The 12,175-nt window shown below is 65.0% G+C and carries 20 protein-coding genes; 17 read left to right on the forward strand and 3 right to left on the reverse strand.

Annotation, left to right across the window (positions count from 1 at the left end):
- The 15 genes from AC3A6R_RS25460 to AC3A6R_RS25530 form a co-directional block, all read left to right on the forward strand.
- Nucleotides 1-72: EF-Tu C-terminal domain-related protein (locus AC3A6R_RS25460; RefSeq protein WP_487861899.1), on the forward strand; the 72-nt coding region annotated here is incomplete at its 5' end.
- Between the two features lie 21 nt (nucleotides 73-93).
- Nucleotides 94-408 (forward strand): 30S ribosomal protein S10, encoded by a 315-nt coding sequence (gene rpsJ, locus AC3A6R_RS25465; protein WP_007838118.1) that lies wholly within the window; start codon nucleotides 94-96, stop codon nucleotides 406-408.
- A gap of 147 nt (nucleotides 409-555) precedes the next feature.
- Nucleotides 556-2,157, forward strand: coding sequence for a hypothetical protein (locus AC3A6R_RS25470; RefSeq protein ID WP_487865953.1), 1,602 nt, complete (start codon nucleotides 556-558; stop codon nucleotides 2,155-2,157).
- Between the two features lie 77 nt (nucleotides 2,158-2,234).
- The gene (locus tag AC3A6R_RS25475; protein ID WP_487865954.1) at nucleotides 2,235-2,702 is read left to right on the forward strand and encodes a hypothetical protein; all 468 of its coding nucleotides are present in this window, start codon (nucleotides 2,235-2,237) and stop codon (nucleotides 2,700-2,702) included.
- A 211-nt stretch (nucleotides 2,703-2,913) separates the two neighbouring features.
- Nucleotides 2,914-3,594 carry a 50S ribosomal protein L3 gene (rplC, locus tag AC3A6R_RS25480; RefSeq protein WP_487862453.1) on the forward strand — a complete coding sequence of 227 codons (681 nt, stop codon included), beginning with the start codon at nucleotides 2,914-2,916 and terminating at the stop codon, nucleotides 3,592-3,594.
- Nucleotides 3,594-4,214, forward strand: coding sequence for a 50S ribosomal protein L4 (rplD, locus tag AC3A6R_RS25485; RefSeq protein ID WP_487862454.1), 621 nt, complete (start codon nucleotides 3,594-3,596; stop codon nucleotides 4,212-4,214). The genes rplC and rplD overlap by 1 nt, the downstream gene beginning before the upstream one ends.
- On the forward strand, nucleotides 4,211-4,546 hold the full coding sequence (gene rplW / locus AC3A6R_RS25490; RefSeq protein WP_487862455.1) for a 50S ribosomal protein L23: 336 nt from the start codon (nucleotides 4,211-4,213) through the stop codon (nucleotides 4,544-4,546). The genes rplD and rplW overlap by 4 nt, the downstream gene beginning before the upstream one ends.
- 2 nt (nucleotides 4,547-4,548) lie before the next feature.
- Nucleotides 4,549-5,373 (forward strand): 50S ribosomal protein L2, encoded by an 825-nt coding sequence (gene rplB, locus AC3A6R_RS25495; protein ID WP_055807934.1) that lies wholly within the window; start codon nucleotides 4,549-4,551, stop codon nucleotides 5,371-5,373.
- Between the two features lie 10 nt (nucleotides 5,374-5,383).
- Nucleotides 5,384-5,662 carry a 30S ribosomal protein S19 gene (gene rpsS, locus AC3A6R_RS25500; RefSeq protein WP_007838132.1) on the forward strand — a complete coding sequence of 93 codons (279 nt, stop codon included), beginning with the start codon at nucleotides 5,384-5,386 and terminating at the stop codon, nucleotides 5,660-5,662.
- A gap of 9 nt (nucleotides 5,663-5,671) precedes the next feature.
- Nucleotides 5,672-6,004 carry a 50S ribosomal protein L22 gene (gene rplV / locus AC3A6R_RS25505; protein WP_007838134.1) on the forward strand — a complete coding sequence of 111 codons (333 nt, stop codon included), beginning with the start codon at nucleotides 5,672-5,674 and terminating at the stop codon, nucleotides 6,002-6,004.
- Between the two features lie 17 nt (nucleotides 6,005-6,021).
- Nucleotides 6,022-6,936 (forward strand): 30S ribosomal protein S3, encoded by a 915-nt coding sequence (rpsC, locus tag AC3A6R_RS25510; RefSeq protein ID WP_280814123.1) that lies wholly within the window; start codon nucleotides 6,022-6,024, stop codon nucleotides 6,934-6,936.
- A 52-nt stretch (nucleotides 6,937-6,988) separates the two neighbouring features.
- Nucleotides 6,989-7,405 carry a 50S ribosomal protein L16 gene (gene rplP / locus AC3A6R_RS25515; RefSeq protein WP_021012789.1) on the forward strand — a complete coding sequence of 139 codons (417 nt, stop codon included), beginning with the start codon at nucleotides 6,989-6,991 and terminating at the stop codon, nucleotides 7,403-7,405.
- A 55-nt stretch (nucleotides 7,406-7,460) separates the two neighbouring features.
- On the forward strand, nucleotides 7,461-7,670 hold the full coding sequence (gene rpmC / locus AC3A6R_RS25520; RefSeq protein WP_487862548.1) for a 50S ribosomal protein L29: 210 nt from the start codon (nucleotides 7,461-7,463) through the stop codon (nucleotides 7,668-7,670).
- Between the two features lie 9 nt (nucleotides 7,671-7,679).
- On the forward strand, nucleotides 7,680-7,949 hold the full coding sequence (gene rpsQ / locus AC3A6R_RS25525) for a 30S ribosomal protein S17 (RefSeq protein WP_487862456.1): 270 nt from the start codon (nucleotides 7,680-7,682) through the stop codon (nucleotides 7,947-7,949).
- 72 nt (nucleotides 7,950-8,021) lie between these two features.
- The gene (locus AC3A6R_RS25530; protein ID WP_487862457.1) at nucleotides 8,022-8,528 is read left to right on the forward strand and encodes a redoxin family protein; all 507 of its coding nucleotides are present in this window, start codon (nucleotides 8,022-8,024) and stop codon (nucleotides 8,526-8,528) included.
- Here the strand turns inward: AC3A6R_RS25530 and AC3A6R_RS25535 are convergent.
- Nucleotides 8,525-9,115 (reverse strand): GNAT family N-acetyltransferase, encoded by a 591-nt coding sequence (locus AC3A6R_RS25535; protein ID WP_487862458.1) that lies wholly within the window; start codon nucleotides 9,113-9,115, stop codon nucleotides 8,525-8,527. The genes AC3A6R_RS25530 and AC3A6R_RS25535 overlap by 4 nt on opposite strands.
- Nucleotides 9,112-9,819, reverse strand: coding sequence for a cytochrome b/b6 domain-containing protein (locus AC3A6R_RS25540; RefSeq protein WP_487865955.1), 708 nt, complete (start codon nucleotides 9,817-9,819; stop codon nucleotides 9,112-9,114). The genes AC3A6R_RS25535 and AC3A6R_RS25540 overlap by 4 nt, the downstream gene beginning before the upstream one ends.
- 158 nt (nucleotides 9,820-9,977) lie before the next feature.
- Here AC3A6R_RS25540 and AC3A6R_RS25545 point away from each other — a divergent pair, with 158 nt between their 5' ends.
- Entirely contained in the window at nucleotides 9,978-10,424 is a 447-nt protein-coding gene (locus AC3A6R_RS25545) for a c-type cytochrome (protein WP_487865956.1), read from the forward strand.
- A 185-nt stretch (nucleotides 10,425-10,609) separates the two neighbouring features.
- Entirely contained in the window at nucleotides 10,610-11,551 is a 942-nt protein-coding gene (locus AC3A6R_RS25550; RefSeq protein ID WP_487865957.1) for a hypothetical protein, read from the forward strand.
- Nucleotides 11,552-11,628: 77 nt separating this feature from the next.
- Here the strand turns inward: AC3A6R_RS25550 and AC3A6R_RS25555 are convergent, their stop codons facing one another.
- Nucleotides 11,629-12,126, reverse strand: coding sequence for a TlpA disulfide reductase family protein (locus AC3A6R_RS25555; RefSeq protein ID WP_487862462.1), 498 nt, complete (start codon nucleotides 12,124-12,126; stop codon nucleotides 11,629-11,631).
- Nucleotides 12,127-12,175: the final 49 nt, after the last annotated feature.

A 12,175-nucleotide genomic window follows, 5' to 3' on the forward strand; every position in this document is an offset into this window, starting at 1 on the left:
CTGCGCTTCGCCATCCGTGAAGGCGGCCGCACCGTGGGTTCGGGCGTCGTGGCAAAGATCCTCGACATCTAAGCCGGACGCAAAGGAAGCACCATGGCCACCAAGCAAAAAATCCGCATCCGCCTCAAGGCATTCGACTACAAGCTGATCGACCAGTCGGCAGCCGAAATCGTCGACACCGCCAAGCGCACTGGCGCGATCGTCAAGGGCCCCGTGCCCCTGCCGACCCGCATGAAGCGTTTCGACATCCTGCGTTCGCCGCACGTCAACAAGACGTCGCGCGACCAGCTCGAGATCCGCACGCACCAGCGCCTGATGGACATCGTCGACCCGACCGACAAGACCGTGGACGCGCTGATGAAGCTCGACCTGCCGGCTGGCGTCGACGTCGAGATCAAGCTGCAGTAATCCGGCTTTCTCCGCGTCAACCAGCGCGAGCCCGCCTGCAGAAATGCAGGCGGGCTTTTTGTTTGCTTTCCTGGATGTGGCATCCTCGCCCAACGGCCTGCTGTTCAAGGGGGCATCGACCGCGACTGGAACAAGGACGGACCAGCAATGAACGACAAGCGCTTTCTGGCATGTGTGGCGGCCTGCATCGCCGTCCTTTTTCTCGCTGGCTGCGGTGGGGGTGGGGGTGGGGGAGGGGGAGGCGGCGGGGGCGGACTGATCGGCTTTCCACTGCCGGTGGCGCCGGCGCCGGGCTCGGTGGTCCTGAGCGGCACCGCCACCTACGAATTCGTACCGAACCAGAGCGGTCCGCTGGTGTACGCCGCTTCGGCTCCCAAGCCGGTACGCGGCGCCATGGTGGAAGTGCTCGATGCGGGCACTTCGGCGGTGCTCTCCACCACCACCACCACCGACAGCGGTGCCTATGCGGTCCCGGTGCCAGCCAACGCAATGATCTCGGTGCGCGTGCGCGCGCAGCTGATCCGCAGCGGTCCTGGGGCCAGTTGGGACGTCACGGTGCGGGACAACACCCGTTCGAGCGCCCTCTACGCGCTGCAGACCGGTGCTTTCTCTTCCGGCGCGGCCGCCCAGGTGCGCGACCTGCATGCGCCCTCGGGCTGGGGCGGTTCGGGCTACACCGGCGAGCGAGCGGCCGCACCGTTTGCGATCCTCGATACCGTCTACACCGCGATGCAAAAGGTCTTGTCGGTCGCGCCCGCGTCGGCATTCCCGCCGCTGAAGGTCTTCTGGAGCCCCAACAATGCGAAGACGGGACCCGTGATCAACCTGCCCGCGGGACAAATCGGCACGACATTTTTCTGGAACCGCGACAGCGGACGCGAAATCTACGTGCTCGGCAAGGAAGACGCCGACACCGACGAGTACGACAGCTCGGTGATCGCCCACGAATGGGGGCACTACTACCAGTCGGCCTTCAGCCGTGACGATTCGATGGGCGGCTCCCATGCGCAGCAGGAATTGCTCGATCGCCGGTTGGCTTTCTCCGAAGGCTTCGGCAATGCGTGGTCGGGCATTGCGCTGGCGCGTCGGAACTACGTCGATTCGCTGGGTGCCGGGCAGTCGGACTCTATTGGATCGCTCAATATGGACTTGTCGGCCGGTGCGACCAGCATACCGGGCTGGTACCGCGAACCGTCGATCCAGTCGATCCTCTGGAACCTCGACCAGCAAGTCGGCTTCAAGCCGATCCATGACACGCTGACCGGCTTCCAGTTCAGGAGCGGCGCCGCCGTGACTTCGATCCACAGCTTCGCGGCCGCCTTCAATGCGACGGCGCCGGGCAGCGCAGGGGCGTTGGCCGCCCTGCTCGCCGGGCAGAACATCGCCGCGACGAACGATCCCTATGGCGAGGCGGAAAGCAATAGCGGCGGGATTCCCGACACGATCCCGCTGTACAGGCGCACCATCGTGGGCGCGCCGCCGGTTCGGGCCTGCGTCTCCAGCCAGGCCGGCCTGGGCAACAAGCTCGGTAATTACTCCTACGTCCGCTTCACGGCGCCCGATAGTCGCAGCTACGTGGTCACCGTCAGCGGCCCGCCGGGCTCTGCAGCCTCCTTCGAGATCTTCCGCGGCGGGTCGGTCGCCCGGAATGACAGCACGGTCTCCCTGTCCGGCGGCGACTACGTCCTGGCCGTGTCCGACCTCGGCAATCCCGGAACGCAGAGATGCTTCAACGTCTCCATCCAATAGCAGCAAGACGAAAGGCCGCCATGAACTTCCGTTCCAATCCGTCCTTGGCCATTGTGTGCCTGGTACTGGCGGCGGCCGTGCCGGCAACGGTCCTGGCCAGCGGCGGGCCCTCGTCGCCGAAAGGCGGGCAGCAGGGCGCGGTGCCGCCGGGCACCGCCGGCCAGAAGCCCGGCGGCTCCGGCGTCGTTGTCCAGTACCAGGTCGGTGCCACGCCGCAGCCCGGCCAGCCCACGCCCGTGGTCCTGCAGTTCGACGGTGTGACCGCACCGGACGGCGCCACGGTCCAGTTGACCCCCGACTCGGGCCTCAGCCTGCAAGGGAGCGCGACGCTGACGCTGCCGCAAGGCCGAAGCACGGCCACCGTGCGCGTCGCGAGCGAACGCCAAGGACTGGTCTACCTCAACGTGTTCATCAGCCAGGGTGGCGTCTCGAGCGTGATTTCCATCCCGATCCAGACCGGCGGGTCGGCGCCCGCGCTGAAGTCCACGGGAGAGATGAAAACCACGCCCGACGGCGAGCGCATCATCACACTGCCTGTCAAATAGGCAGCGAACGGTCGCTTGCGCCAACCTGGCGGACCGGGCTATAATCGCCGGCTCTGCCCAAATTGCGCCTGCGCGAAAACGCCTGCACAGTGGAGGGTGGAGATTTATCAACCTTCTTTCGCAAGCCGCGAAACCATCGGTCGACCGGCTAAACGCTGTTGCCAATTGAAGTGACAGCGGCGAAAGAGGATCCATTTTTTGGAGAAAACAAATGAGTCTGAGCAACTCCCTCGGGTTGCTGGGCCGCAAGGTGGGGATGATGCGTCTCTTCACCGATGACGGGGACGCAGTTCCTGTCACGGTGGTGGATGTGTCCAACAACCGTGTGACCCAGATCAAGTCGCAAGAGGCCGACGGCTACGTCGCGCTGCAAGTGACGTTCGGTTCGCGCAAGGCTTCGCGCGTGACCAAGCCGCAAGCCGGCCACCTCGCCAAGGCGGGTGTCGAAGCTGGTGAAATCATCCGCGAATTCCGCGTTCCCGCCGATACCGCCGACCAGCACAAGCCTGGCGCCGTGATCGCCGCGAGCAGCGTGTTCGCCGTTGGCCAGAAGGTCGACGTGCAGGGCACCTCGATCGGCAAGGGCTTCGCCGGCACCATCAAGCGCCACAACATGAGCTCGCAACGCGCGTCGCACGGCAACAGCCGTTCGCACAACGTGCCCGGCTCGATCGGCATGGCGCAGGACCCCGGTCGCGTGTTCCCCGGCAAGCGCATGACGGGCCACCTCGGCGACGTCACCCGCACGACGCAGAACCTCGACCTGTTCCGCATCGACGAAGCACGTCAACTGTTGCTCATCAAGGGCGCGATCCCGGGCGCAAAGGGCGGCTTCGTCACCGTGCGTCCCGCCATCAAGGCCAAGCCGCAAGCGGCCGAAGGAGCGAAGTAATGCAACTCGAACTCCTGAACGAACAGGGCCAGGCCGCGTCGAAGTTCGACGCCCCCGAGACCGTGTTCGGCCGTGATTACAACGAAGACCTGGTCCACCAGATCGTCGTTGCATTCCAGGCCAACGCCCGCCAGGGCACGCGTGCTCAGAAGGACCGCGAGCAGGTCAAGCACTCGACGAAGAAGCCTTTCAAGCAAAAGGGAACGGGCCGCGCCCGTGCCGGTATGACGTCCTCGCCGCTGTGGCGCGGGGGTGGCCGGATCTTCCCGAACATGCCTGACGAGAATTTCTCGCAGAAGATCAACAAGAAGATGTACCGCGCCGGCATGGCCTCCATCTTCTCGCAGCTGGCTCGCGAAGGCCGTCTGGCCGTGGTGGATTCGCTGACTGTGGATTCGCCCAAGACCAAGCCGCTGGCCGCCCGTTTCAAGGCAATGAATCTCGAGTCCGTGCTCGTGATCGCCGAAGAAGTCGACGAAAACCTGTACCTTGCCTCGCGCAATCTGGTCAACATCCTCGTGGTCGAACCCCGTTACGCCGATCCGGTGTCGCTGGTTCACTACAAGAAGGTGCTGGTCACCAAGGGTGCCGTCGACAAGCTCAAGGAGATGTTCGCATGAGCCGCGTGAACCCTACCGCTGCTGAACGTACGTTCGAAGAAGGCCGCCTGATGGCGGTGCTGGTCGCCCCGATCGTGTCCGAAAAGGCCACGATGGTCGGCGAGAAGTCGAACGCTGTCACTTTCAAGGTGCTGCAAGACGCCACCAAGCCCGAGATCAAGGCCGCAGTTGAACTGATGTTCAAGGTCGAAGTCCAGGGCGTGTCGGTGCTCAACACCAAGGGCAAGACCAAGCGCTTTGGCAAGTCCATCGGCCGCCGCGACAACGTTCGCAAGGCCTATGTGATCCTGAAGCCAGGTCAAGAGCTCAACCTCGTCGGGGAAGGCGCTTAATCATGGCCGTCATCAAGATGAAACCCACTTCGCCGGGCCAACGCGGCGCGGTGAAGATCTCGCGGGACCACCTGTACAAGGGTGCCCCTCACGCGCCGTTGCTCGAGCCGCAGTTCCAGGCTGCCGGTCGCAACAACAACGGTCACATCACGATTCGCCATCGCGGCGGTGGTCACAAGCATCACTATCGCGTTGTCGACTTCGTGCGCAACAAGGACGGCATCCCGGCCAAGGTCGAACGCATCGAATACGACCCGAACCGCACCGCCCACATTGCCCTGGTCTGCTACGCCGACGGCGAGCGCCGCTACATCATCGCCCCGCGCGGTCTGGAAGCCGGTGCAACGCTGCTGAGCGGTTCGGAAGCCCCGATCCGCGCCGGCAACACGCTGCCGATCCGCAACATTCCGGTGGGTTCGACGATCCACTGCATCGAGCTGCAACCCGGTAAGGGCGCGCAGATCGCACGTTCGGCCGGCACGTCGGCCACGCTGCTGGCTCGGGAAGGCGTCTACGCCCAGGTCCGCATGCGTTCGGGTGAGGTGCGTCGCATCCACATCGAATGCCGCGCGACCATCGGCGAAGTGGCCAACGAAGAGCACAGCCTGCGCCAACTCGGCAAGGCCGGTGTGAAGCGTCACATGGGTATTCGCCCGACCGTTCGCGGCGTGGTGATGAACCCGGTCGACCATCCGCATGGTGGCGGCGAGGGCAAGACTGGCGAAGGCCGCCATCCTGTCGACCCATGGGGCAACCTGACCAAGGGCTATCGCACCCGTAACAACAAGCGCACGCAGGTCTTCATCGTGTCGCGTCGCAAGAAGTAAGGGATAGCCAATGACTCGCTCTCTCAAAAAGGGTCCGTTCGTCGACCACCACCTCGTGGCCAAGGCCGACAAGGCCGTGACGACCAAGGACAAGAAGCCGATCAAGACCTGGTCGCGTCGCTCGATGGTTTTGCCCGAATTCATCGGCCTGACCATTGCCGTACACAACGGCAAGCAGCACGTGCCCGTGTACATCACCGACCAGATGGTCGGCCACAAGCTCGGCGAATTTGCGCTCACGCGCACGTTCAAGGGGCACCCCGCGGACAAGAAAGTCCAGAAGAAGTAAGGAACGACCATGTCTGAAACACGTGCAGTCCTCCGCGGTGTCCGCCTCTCGGTCGACAAGGGCCGTCTGGTCGCTGACCTGATCCGCGGCAAGAAGGTCGATCAAGCGCTCAACGTTCTGCAATTCACGCAGAAGAAGGCCGCTGTGATCATCAAGAAGGTGCTCGAGTCGGCCATCGCCAACGCCGAGCACAACGACGGTGCCGACATCGACGAACTGAAGGTCAAGACCATCTACGTCGAGCAGGGCGCCACGCTCAAGCGCTTCACGGCGCGCGCCAAGGGTCGCGGTAACCGCATCAGCAAGCCCACGTGCCATGTGTACGTGACGGTTGGCAACTAAGAACGCCTGGAAGAAATATGGGACAGAAAATCCATCCGACCGGCTTCCGCCTTGCGGTGACCCGTAACTGGTCCAGCCGCTGGTACGCAAGCGACCGCGATTTCGCGGGCATGCTGGCCGAAGACATCAAGGTGCGCGAATACCTCAAGAAGAAGCTGAAGAACGCTTCGGTGTCGCGCGTCATGATCGAGCGTCCCGCCAAGAACGCACGCATCACGATCTACTCGGCTCGTCCGGGCGTCGTGATCGGCAAGAAGGGCGAAGACATCGAGAACCTCAAGCGCGAACTGGGCAAGCAGCTCGGCGTGCCGGTGGCCGTCAACATCGAAGAAGTGCGCAAGCCCGAAATCGATGCGCAGCTGATCGCCGACAGCATCACGCAGCAGCTCGAGAAGCGGATCATGTTCCGCCGCGCCATGAAGCGCGCCATGCAGAACGCCATGCGTCTGGGTGCCCAAGGCATCAAGATCATGTCGGCTGGCCGCCTGAACGGCATCGAGATCGCCCGCACCGAGTGGTACCGCGAAGGTCGCGTGCCGCTCCATACGCTGCGCGCCGACATCGACTACGGCACCTCGGAAGCCAAGACCACCTACGGCGTCATTGGCGTCAAGGTCTGGGTCTACAAGGGCGACACGCTGGGTCGTAACGACCTGCCGGCGGTCGAAACGCCGCGTCCCGAAGAAGAACGTCGTCCGCGCGGTCCGCGCCGCGATGGCCGCCCGGGTGGCGACCGTCCGGGTTCGGACCGTCGTGGTCCCGGCCCGCGTGCCGGTGCCCGTGGCCCGATCGGTGGCAACACCGCGCCGGCCGATGGCAGCGACAAGCCCGCAGAAGCAACTGGCGCAGCCGGTGCAGACTCGAAACCCGCCGTTAAGCGCGTCCGAAAAGCCGCGCCCGCTGCAGCAGCGGACGGTGCCAAGACCGAGTAATCGGTCGCTCCCGGGTGCGCAAGCACCTGGGGCCCTCACGGAGTAACAAAACATGCTGCAACCTGCACGAAGAAAGTTCCGCAAGGAACAAAAGGGCCGCAACACCGGCATCGCAACCCGGGGCAACTCGGTTGCCTTCGGTGACTTCGGTCTCAAATGCACCGATCGCGGCCGCCTCACGGCGCGCCAGATCGAAGCCGCTCGTCGCGCGATCTCGCGTCACGTGAAGCGCGGTGGCCGTATCTGGATCCGCGTGTTCCCGGACAAACCGATCTCGACCAAGCCCGCCGAAGTCCGGATGGGTAACGGCAAGGGCAATCCGGAGTACTACGTCGCCGAGATCCAGCCTGGCAAGATCGTGTTCGAGATCGTCGGCGTGCCCGAAGAACTCGCCCGCGAAGCGTTCCGCCTGGCTGCCGCCAAGCTTCCGCTGCGCACGACGTTCGTCGCTCGCCAGCTCGGCGCCTGAGAGGAGAACATCCATGGCAACACGTAAGAAAAAAGACACCGCGGCGCCCGCCAAGGTGACCAAGGCTGCAACCCTTCGCGAGAAGGACGTTGCAGGCCTGAAAGCCGAGATCAAGGACCTGCAGAAGGCCCATTTCGGTCTGCGCATGCAGAAAGCCACGCAACAGCTGTCGAACACCGCGACGCTGCGCGTGACGCGCCGCGACATCGCTCGCGCCAAGACCATTCTTGCTCAGAAGAGCCAAGAAACCCAAGCCGCCAAGTAAGGAGTGAACATGACGGAAGCTAAAAAATCCCTCAAGCGCACCTTGATCGGCAAGGTGGTCAGCGACAAGCGTGCCAAGACCGTGACCGTGCTGGTCGAGCGCCGTGTGAAGCACGAGCTCTACGGCAAGATCGTGGCGAAGACGAGCAAGTACCACGCCCATGACGAAAATGGCGAGTACAAGCTGGGCGACACCATCGAGATCACCGAAAGCCGCCCGATCTCGAAGACCAAGAACTGGGTCGTGACCCGCCTGGTCCAGAAGGCCCTTCTGGTCTGATCCCCGGCTGGCAACAGCCCCTCGCGAAACGGCCCACAATGTGGGCCGTTTTTCTTTTTCAGGAGCATTCAGATGATCAAAGTCGGCGACACCCTTCCTTCGGCAACCCTGCAGGAATATTCGGAAGTGGAGGGCGAGGGCTGCAGCATCGGCCCCAACCCGGTAGAGGTGAGCAGGGCCGCGGCCGGCAAGACCATCGCGCTGTTCGCGCTGCCCGGTGCCTTCACGCCCACCTGCTCGGCCAAGCACGTGCCGGGTTATGTGCAGCACTTCGACGATTTCAAGGCCGCGGGCGTGGACGAGATCTGGTGCGTGAGCGTGAACGACGCGTTCGTGATGGGCGCCTGGGCGCGCGACCAGAAGACCGGCACCAAGGTGCGCATGCTCGCCGACGGCAGTGCCGAGTTCGCCAAGGCCACCGGCCTCACGCTCGACCTGACCGGCCGCGGCATGGGCCTGCGCAGCAACCGCTACTCGATGCTCGTGAAGGACGGCAAGGTTGCCGCGCTCAACGTCGAGGCGCCCGGCAAGTTCGAAGTGAGCGACGCCGACACGTTGCTGGCGCAAGCGCGCGGCTAATAAAGATCCGCCTTCAGGTAGTGCGCCCCCGCAATGGGGTTGTGATAGTACGGCGGCACCTCTACGAAGCCCAGGTCTTCGTAGAGGGCGCGCGCCGACTCCATGTCGTCGAGCGTGTCGAGCAGCACGCAGCCATAGCCGGCCCCGCGTGCCGCGTCGAGGATCGCCTCGGCGAGTTGTCGTCCCACGCCCAGGCCGCGGAAGCCGGGCCGCACGAAGAGGCGCTTCATCTCGGCGGCGTTGGCGTAGTCGGTGTTGTCGAGCGGCCGCAGTGCGCAGCAGCCGGCCACATGCGCCACTGCACCGTTGGCGCGCCGCAGGGTCGGCGCGCGCTGGCCGGTTTCTTCCTTGATGTGCGCCGCGTCGACCAGCGCGAGCAGCAGCGCGCCCCGCGGCTCGGCATAGTCGCCGGGCAGTGTCGCCAGCTCCTCCTCGAAGTTCTGGAAGCACAGGTCGATCTTCAGCGAAGCCGCATAGTCGCGGAAGAGCGCGCGGGCGGCGTCGAACTCGACGGGATCGTCGGGCGTCAGCAGCACGACGGCCGGCGTGTCCGACAGTGGCAGGGGGCGTGAAACCGAAAAGCTCATAGGCGCAGGGTGGCAATCCAGTACGCGATGCCGGCGCACACGGCGAACAGCGCTAGCGCGAGCCCACGCGAGGCGGTGTCGTCGCGACTCGGCGTCACGCGGGCGGTGGGTGCATTGGCGGCGATCAGCTTGTCGCCCGAGAGCATCGGCCGCACCAGCCGGTGTCGTTTCACGAGCACGTAGAAAAGCACGGCCACCACATGCAGGCCAACCAGAACCATCACGATCGTCTTTCCGAAACCCTTGTGCCAGCCCGTGGCGAGGCTCACGACCTCGCCGGAGACGAAGCGGGTGAGCGGCCCCGCCGCGGCAATCTCGTCGTCGGCAACGAGGCCCGTGGTGACCTGCAACGCGAGCACCGCGAGCACGGCAAAGACTGACAGCGCGCCCAGCGGCGTGTGCCCGATGAGATGGTCGGGATGGGCCCGCCCGCGCAGGTAGGCCAGGACGGACCCGGGGCCATAGAAGAACGACGCGAAGCGCGACCACCGCCCGCCGACGAAGCCCCAGAGCAGGCGGAACAGCAACAGCGCGAGCACCGCGTAGCCGAGGCGGAAGTGCCACTCCATCACCCCGCCGAGGCCGGTGGCGATCAGGCCGATTACTGCGACGCCCAGCGCCCAGTGGAAGACGCGCGTCGGCAGGTCCCAGATGCGCGTGGGAACGGGCTCGCTGGACGGGGCGGCCGCGGAGGAGTCGGTCATCGAAAAGGCAGGCTGCGCAGAAATCTGCGGAAGGCGCAGATTAGCAAAGTCCGCGCCGCCGCATGCATCGGGTTGTTGCTATGCGGCGCGGCAGTGCTGCCCCTACACTCGGCCCGGCGCCGCGCTCGACGGTGTCGAACCCACAACGAGGACTCCCGATGATTCGACTTGCTTTGTATGCCCTGGCCGCTTCATGCGCCGCCCTGTCGCTGCCGGCCGCGGCCCAGTTTGCCAAGACCGAAGACGCCATCAAGTACCGCCAGAGTGCGCTGTTCGTGATGGGACAGCATTTTGGCCGCGTCGGTGCCATGGCCAACGGCCGCGCCCCGTATGACGCCGCGGCCGCCAGCGCCAACGCCGAGATCGTGGCCGAGATGGCGAAGCTACCGTGGGCCGGCTTCGGCGCCGGCACCGAGGGCGGCAAGAGCAAGCCCGAAGTGTGGAAGGAAGCCGCCAAGTTCAAGGAGCTCCAGGACAAGATGATCGCCGAAACCGGCAAGCTGGCGGTGGCCGCCAAGGCGGGCAACCTCGACGCGTTGAAGGCGCAGTTCGGCTCGGCGGCCGCGAGCTGCAAGGCCTGCCACGACGATTTCCGCAATCGGTGACCGCTAACAAAGGTCTGGCGGTGAGGTGTGCCGCGGAAAATTCCCGCAATTCGCCGCCAATGGCAGACATCAGAGTCGAAATACACCTTTTCTGACGACGATGGCGCGCAATCGGCGCCATGCTTGGCTGTCGATCGGGAGCGCATGCCGCTCCCGATGCGATCAACCAACAGGAAGGAATTTGAATGACTGAGTTTGCCTACACCCGCATGGCCGTGGCCGTTTCTTTGGCAATGGCCGTCTTCGTGACGCCCGCTTCGGCCCAGGATGCCCAGGTAAAGGAACCAGCCGGCGCAGTAGCAACGGCTGCGAAGCCGGGTGCCGCAAAGGCGGCCGAGGCGCCCAAAGAGGCTGGTGCCAAGTCCATGGACAAGGCCAAGGACGCAGCGTCCGGTGCCGCCGAGGCCCCCAAGGCCGCCGCTGTGAAGCCGGTCGAGGCCAAAAAGGAAGCCGGCGCCAAGCCCGCTGACAAGGCCACGGAGACGATGGGCGCCGCCGCCGCGGCACCAAAGCCGGTTGCTGTGAAGCCGGCCGAAGTGGCGAAGGAAGCCGCACCAAAGGCCGCGGCCGCAAAGCCGGCCGAGCCCGCGAAGGAAGCCAGCGCCAAGAGCGCCGACAAGGCCAAGGAGATGAGGGGCGAAGCGGCCGCGGCGCCGAAGCCGGTCGTTGTGAAGCCGGCCGAAGTCGCAAAGGAAGCCGCCCCGAAGGCCGCCGTCGTGAAGCCGGCCGAGCCCGCGAAGGAGGCCAGCGCCAAGAGCGCCGACAAGGCCAAGGAAATGACGGGCGAAGCGGCCGCGGCGCCGAAGCCGGTCGCTGTGAAGCCATCCGAAGTCGCAAAGGAAGCAGCCCCGAAGGCCGCTGCGGCAGTGAAGCCGGCCGAGCCCGCGAAGGAAGCCAGCGCCAAGACCGCCGACAAGGCCAAGGAGGTGACGGTCGCGCCTGCCGTGGCACCGACGCCGGTCGCTGTGAAACCGGCCGAAGTCACAAAGGACGCGGCACCGAAGGCCGCCCCCGTGAAGCCGGTCGAATCCCCGAAAACCGGTGCTGCGAAGGCGCCCGGCGCTGAATCCGCCAAGGCAGTCGGCGACAAGCCTGCGGTGGAAAGCGCCAAGACCGCTGCGCCCTGATCCAACGCACCGGGCACGAATCCGTCGAAACAAAGCCCGCCAGCCGGCGGGCTTTTTCACGCCCCAACGCGGCTGCCTCAAGCCTCCGCGAGCAGCTTCTCGATCAGCTTGTGGAGTTCGGCGAAATCGGGTTCGCCGACATAGCGCTTGACGATCTCCCCCTTCTTGTTGACCAGGTAGGTGGTGGGCGTGAGCTTCACGTCGCCCCAGGCCTGGGCCACGCTGCCGGTGTTGTCGATCGCCACCTTGAACGGCAGCTTGCGGGTTTCGGCGAAGTTGACGACGTAGCTCGGTGGGTCGTAGCTCATCGCCACCGCCAGCGTGTCGTAGCCCTGCGACTTGTACTTGTCGTAAGTCGCGATCACCTTGGGCATCTCGGCCACGCAGGTCACGCAGCTCGTGGCCCAGAAGTTGACCAGCGTGACCTTGCCTTTCAGGTCATCGGTGCTTTTCTTGCTGCCGTCGAGCAGCACGAAGGTCGATGCCGGTGCGGCGGTGGCGCCGGAGCCGAAGTACACGCCCACGCCAGCCACCACGGCAAGGGCGACGGCGGTGGCGGCGATGTATTTTTTCATGGCGTCCGATGGAGAAGGGCGGCGCGATTTTAGTTCCGCCATGCCGATC

It is taken from the genome of Variovorax sp. Soil_C_19 (genome assembly GCF_057657255.1).

What these genes read in the sequence shown, in the direction of transcription:
- rpsJ (WP_007838118.1), top strand. Translation starts at nt 94, where the DNA reads ATGGCCACCAAGCAAAAAATCCGCATCCGCCTCAAGGCATTCGACTAC.
- AC3A6R_RS25470 (WP_487865953.1), top strand. Translation starts at nt 556, where the DNA reads ATGAACGACAAGCGCTTTCTGGCATGTGTGGCGGCCTGCATCGCCGTC.
- rplC (WP_487862453.1), top strand. Translation starts at nt 2,914, where the DNA reads ATGAGTCTGAGCAACTCCCTCGGGTTGCTGGGCCGCAAGGTGGGGATG.
- rplD (WP_487862454.1), top strand. Translation starts at nt 3,594, where the DNA reads ATGCAACTCGAACTCCTGAACGAACAGGGCCAGGCCGCGTCGAAGTTC.
- rplW (WP_487862455.1), top strand. Translation starts at nt 4,211, where the DNA reads ATGAGCCGCGTGAACCCTACCGCTGCTGAACGTACGTTCGAAGAAGGC.
- rplB (WP_055807934.1), top strand. Translation starts at nt 4,549, where the DNA reads ATGGCCGTCATCAAGATGAAACCCACTTCGCCGGGCCAACGCGGCGCG.
- rpsS (WP_007838132.1), top strand. Translation starts at nt 5,384, where the DNA reads ATGACTCGCTCTCTCAAAAAGGGTCCGTTCGTCGACCACCACCTCGTG.
- rplV (WP_007838134.1), top strand. Translation starts at nt 5,672, where the DNA reads ATGTCTGAAACACGTGCAGTCCTCCGCGGTGTCCGCCTCTCGGTCGAC.
- rpsC (WP_280814123.1), top strand. Translation starts at nt 6,022, where the DNA reads ATGGGACAGAAAATCCATCCGACCGGCTTCCGCCTTGCGGTGACCCGT.
- rplP (WP_021012789.1), top strand. Translation starts at nt 6,989, where the DNA reads ATGCTGCAACCTGCACGAAGAAAGTTCCGCAAGGAACAAAAGGGCCGC.
- rpsQ (WP_487862456.1), top strand. Translation starts at nt 7,680, where the DNA reads ATGACGGAAGCTAAAAAATCCCTCAAGCGCACCTTGATCGGCAAGGTG.
- AC3A6R_RS25530 (WP_487862457.1), top strand. Translation starts at nt 8,022, where the DNA reads ATGATCAAAGTCGGCGACACCCTTCCTTCGGCAACCCTGCAGGAATAT.
- AC3A6R_RS25535 (WP_487862458.1), bottom strand. Translation starts at nt 9,115, where the DNA reads ATGAGCTTTTCGGTTTCACGCCCCCTGCCACTGTCGGACACGCCGGCC.
- AC3A6R_RS25540 (WP_487865955.1), bottom strand. Translation starts at nt 9,819, where the DNA reads ATGACCGACTCCTCCGCGGCCGCCCCGTCCAGCGAGCCCGTTCCCACG.
- AC3A6R_RS25545 (WP_487865956.1), top strand. Translation starts at nt 9,978, where the DNA reads ATGATTCGACTTGCTTTGTATGCCCTGGCCGCTTCATGCGCCGCCCTG.
- AC3A6R_RS25550 (WP_487865957.1), top strand. Translation starts at nt 10,610, where the DNA reads ATGACTGAGTTTGCCTACACCCGCATGGCCGTGGCCGTTTCTTTGGCA.
- AC3A6R_RS25555 (WP_487862462.1), bottom strand. Translation starts at nt 12,126, where the DNA reads ATGAAAAAATACATCGCCGCCACCGCCGTCGCCCTTGCCGTGGTGGCT.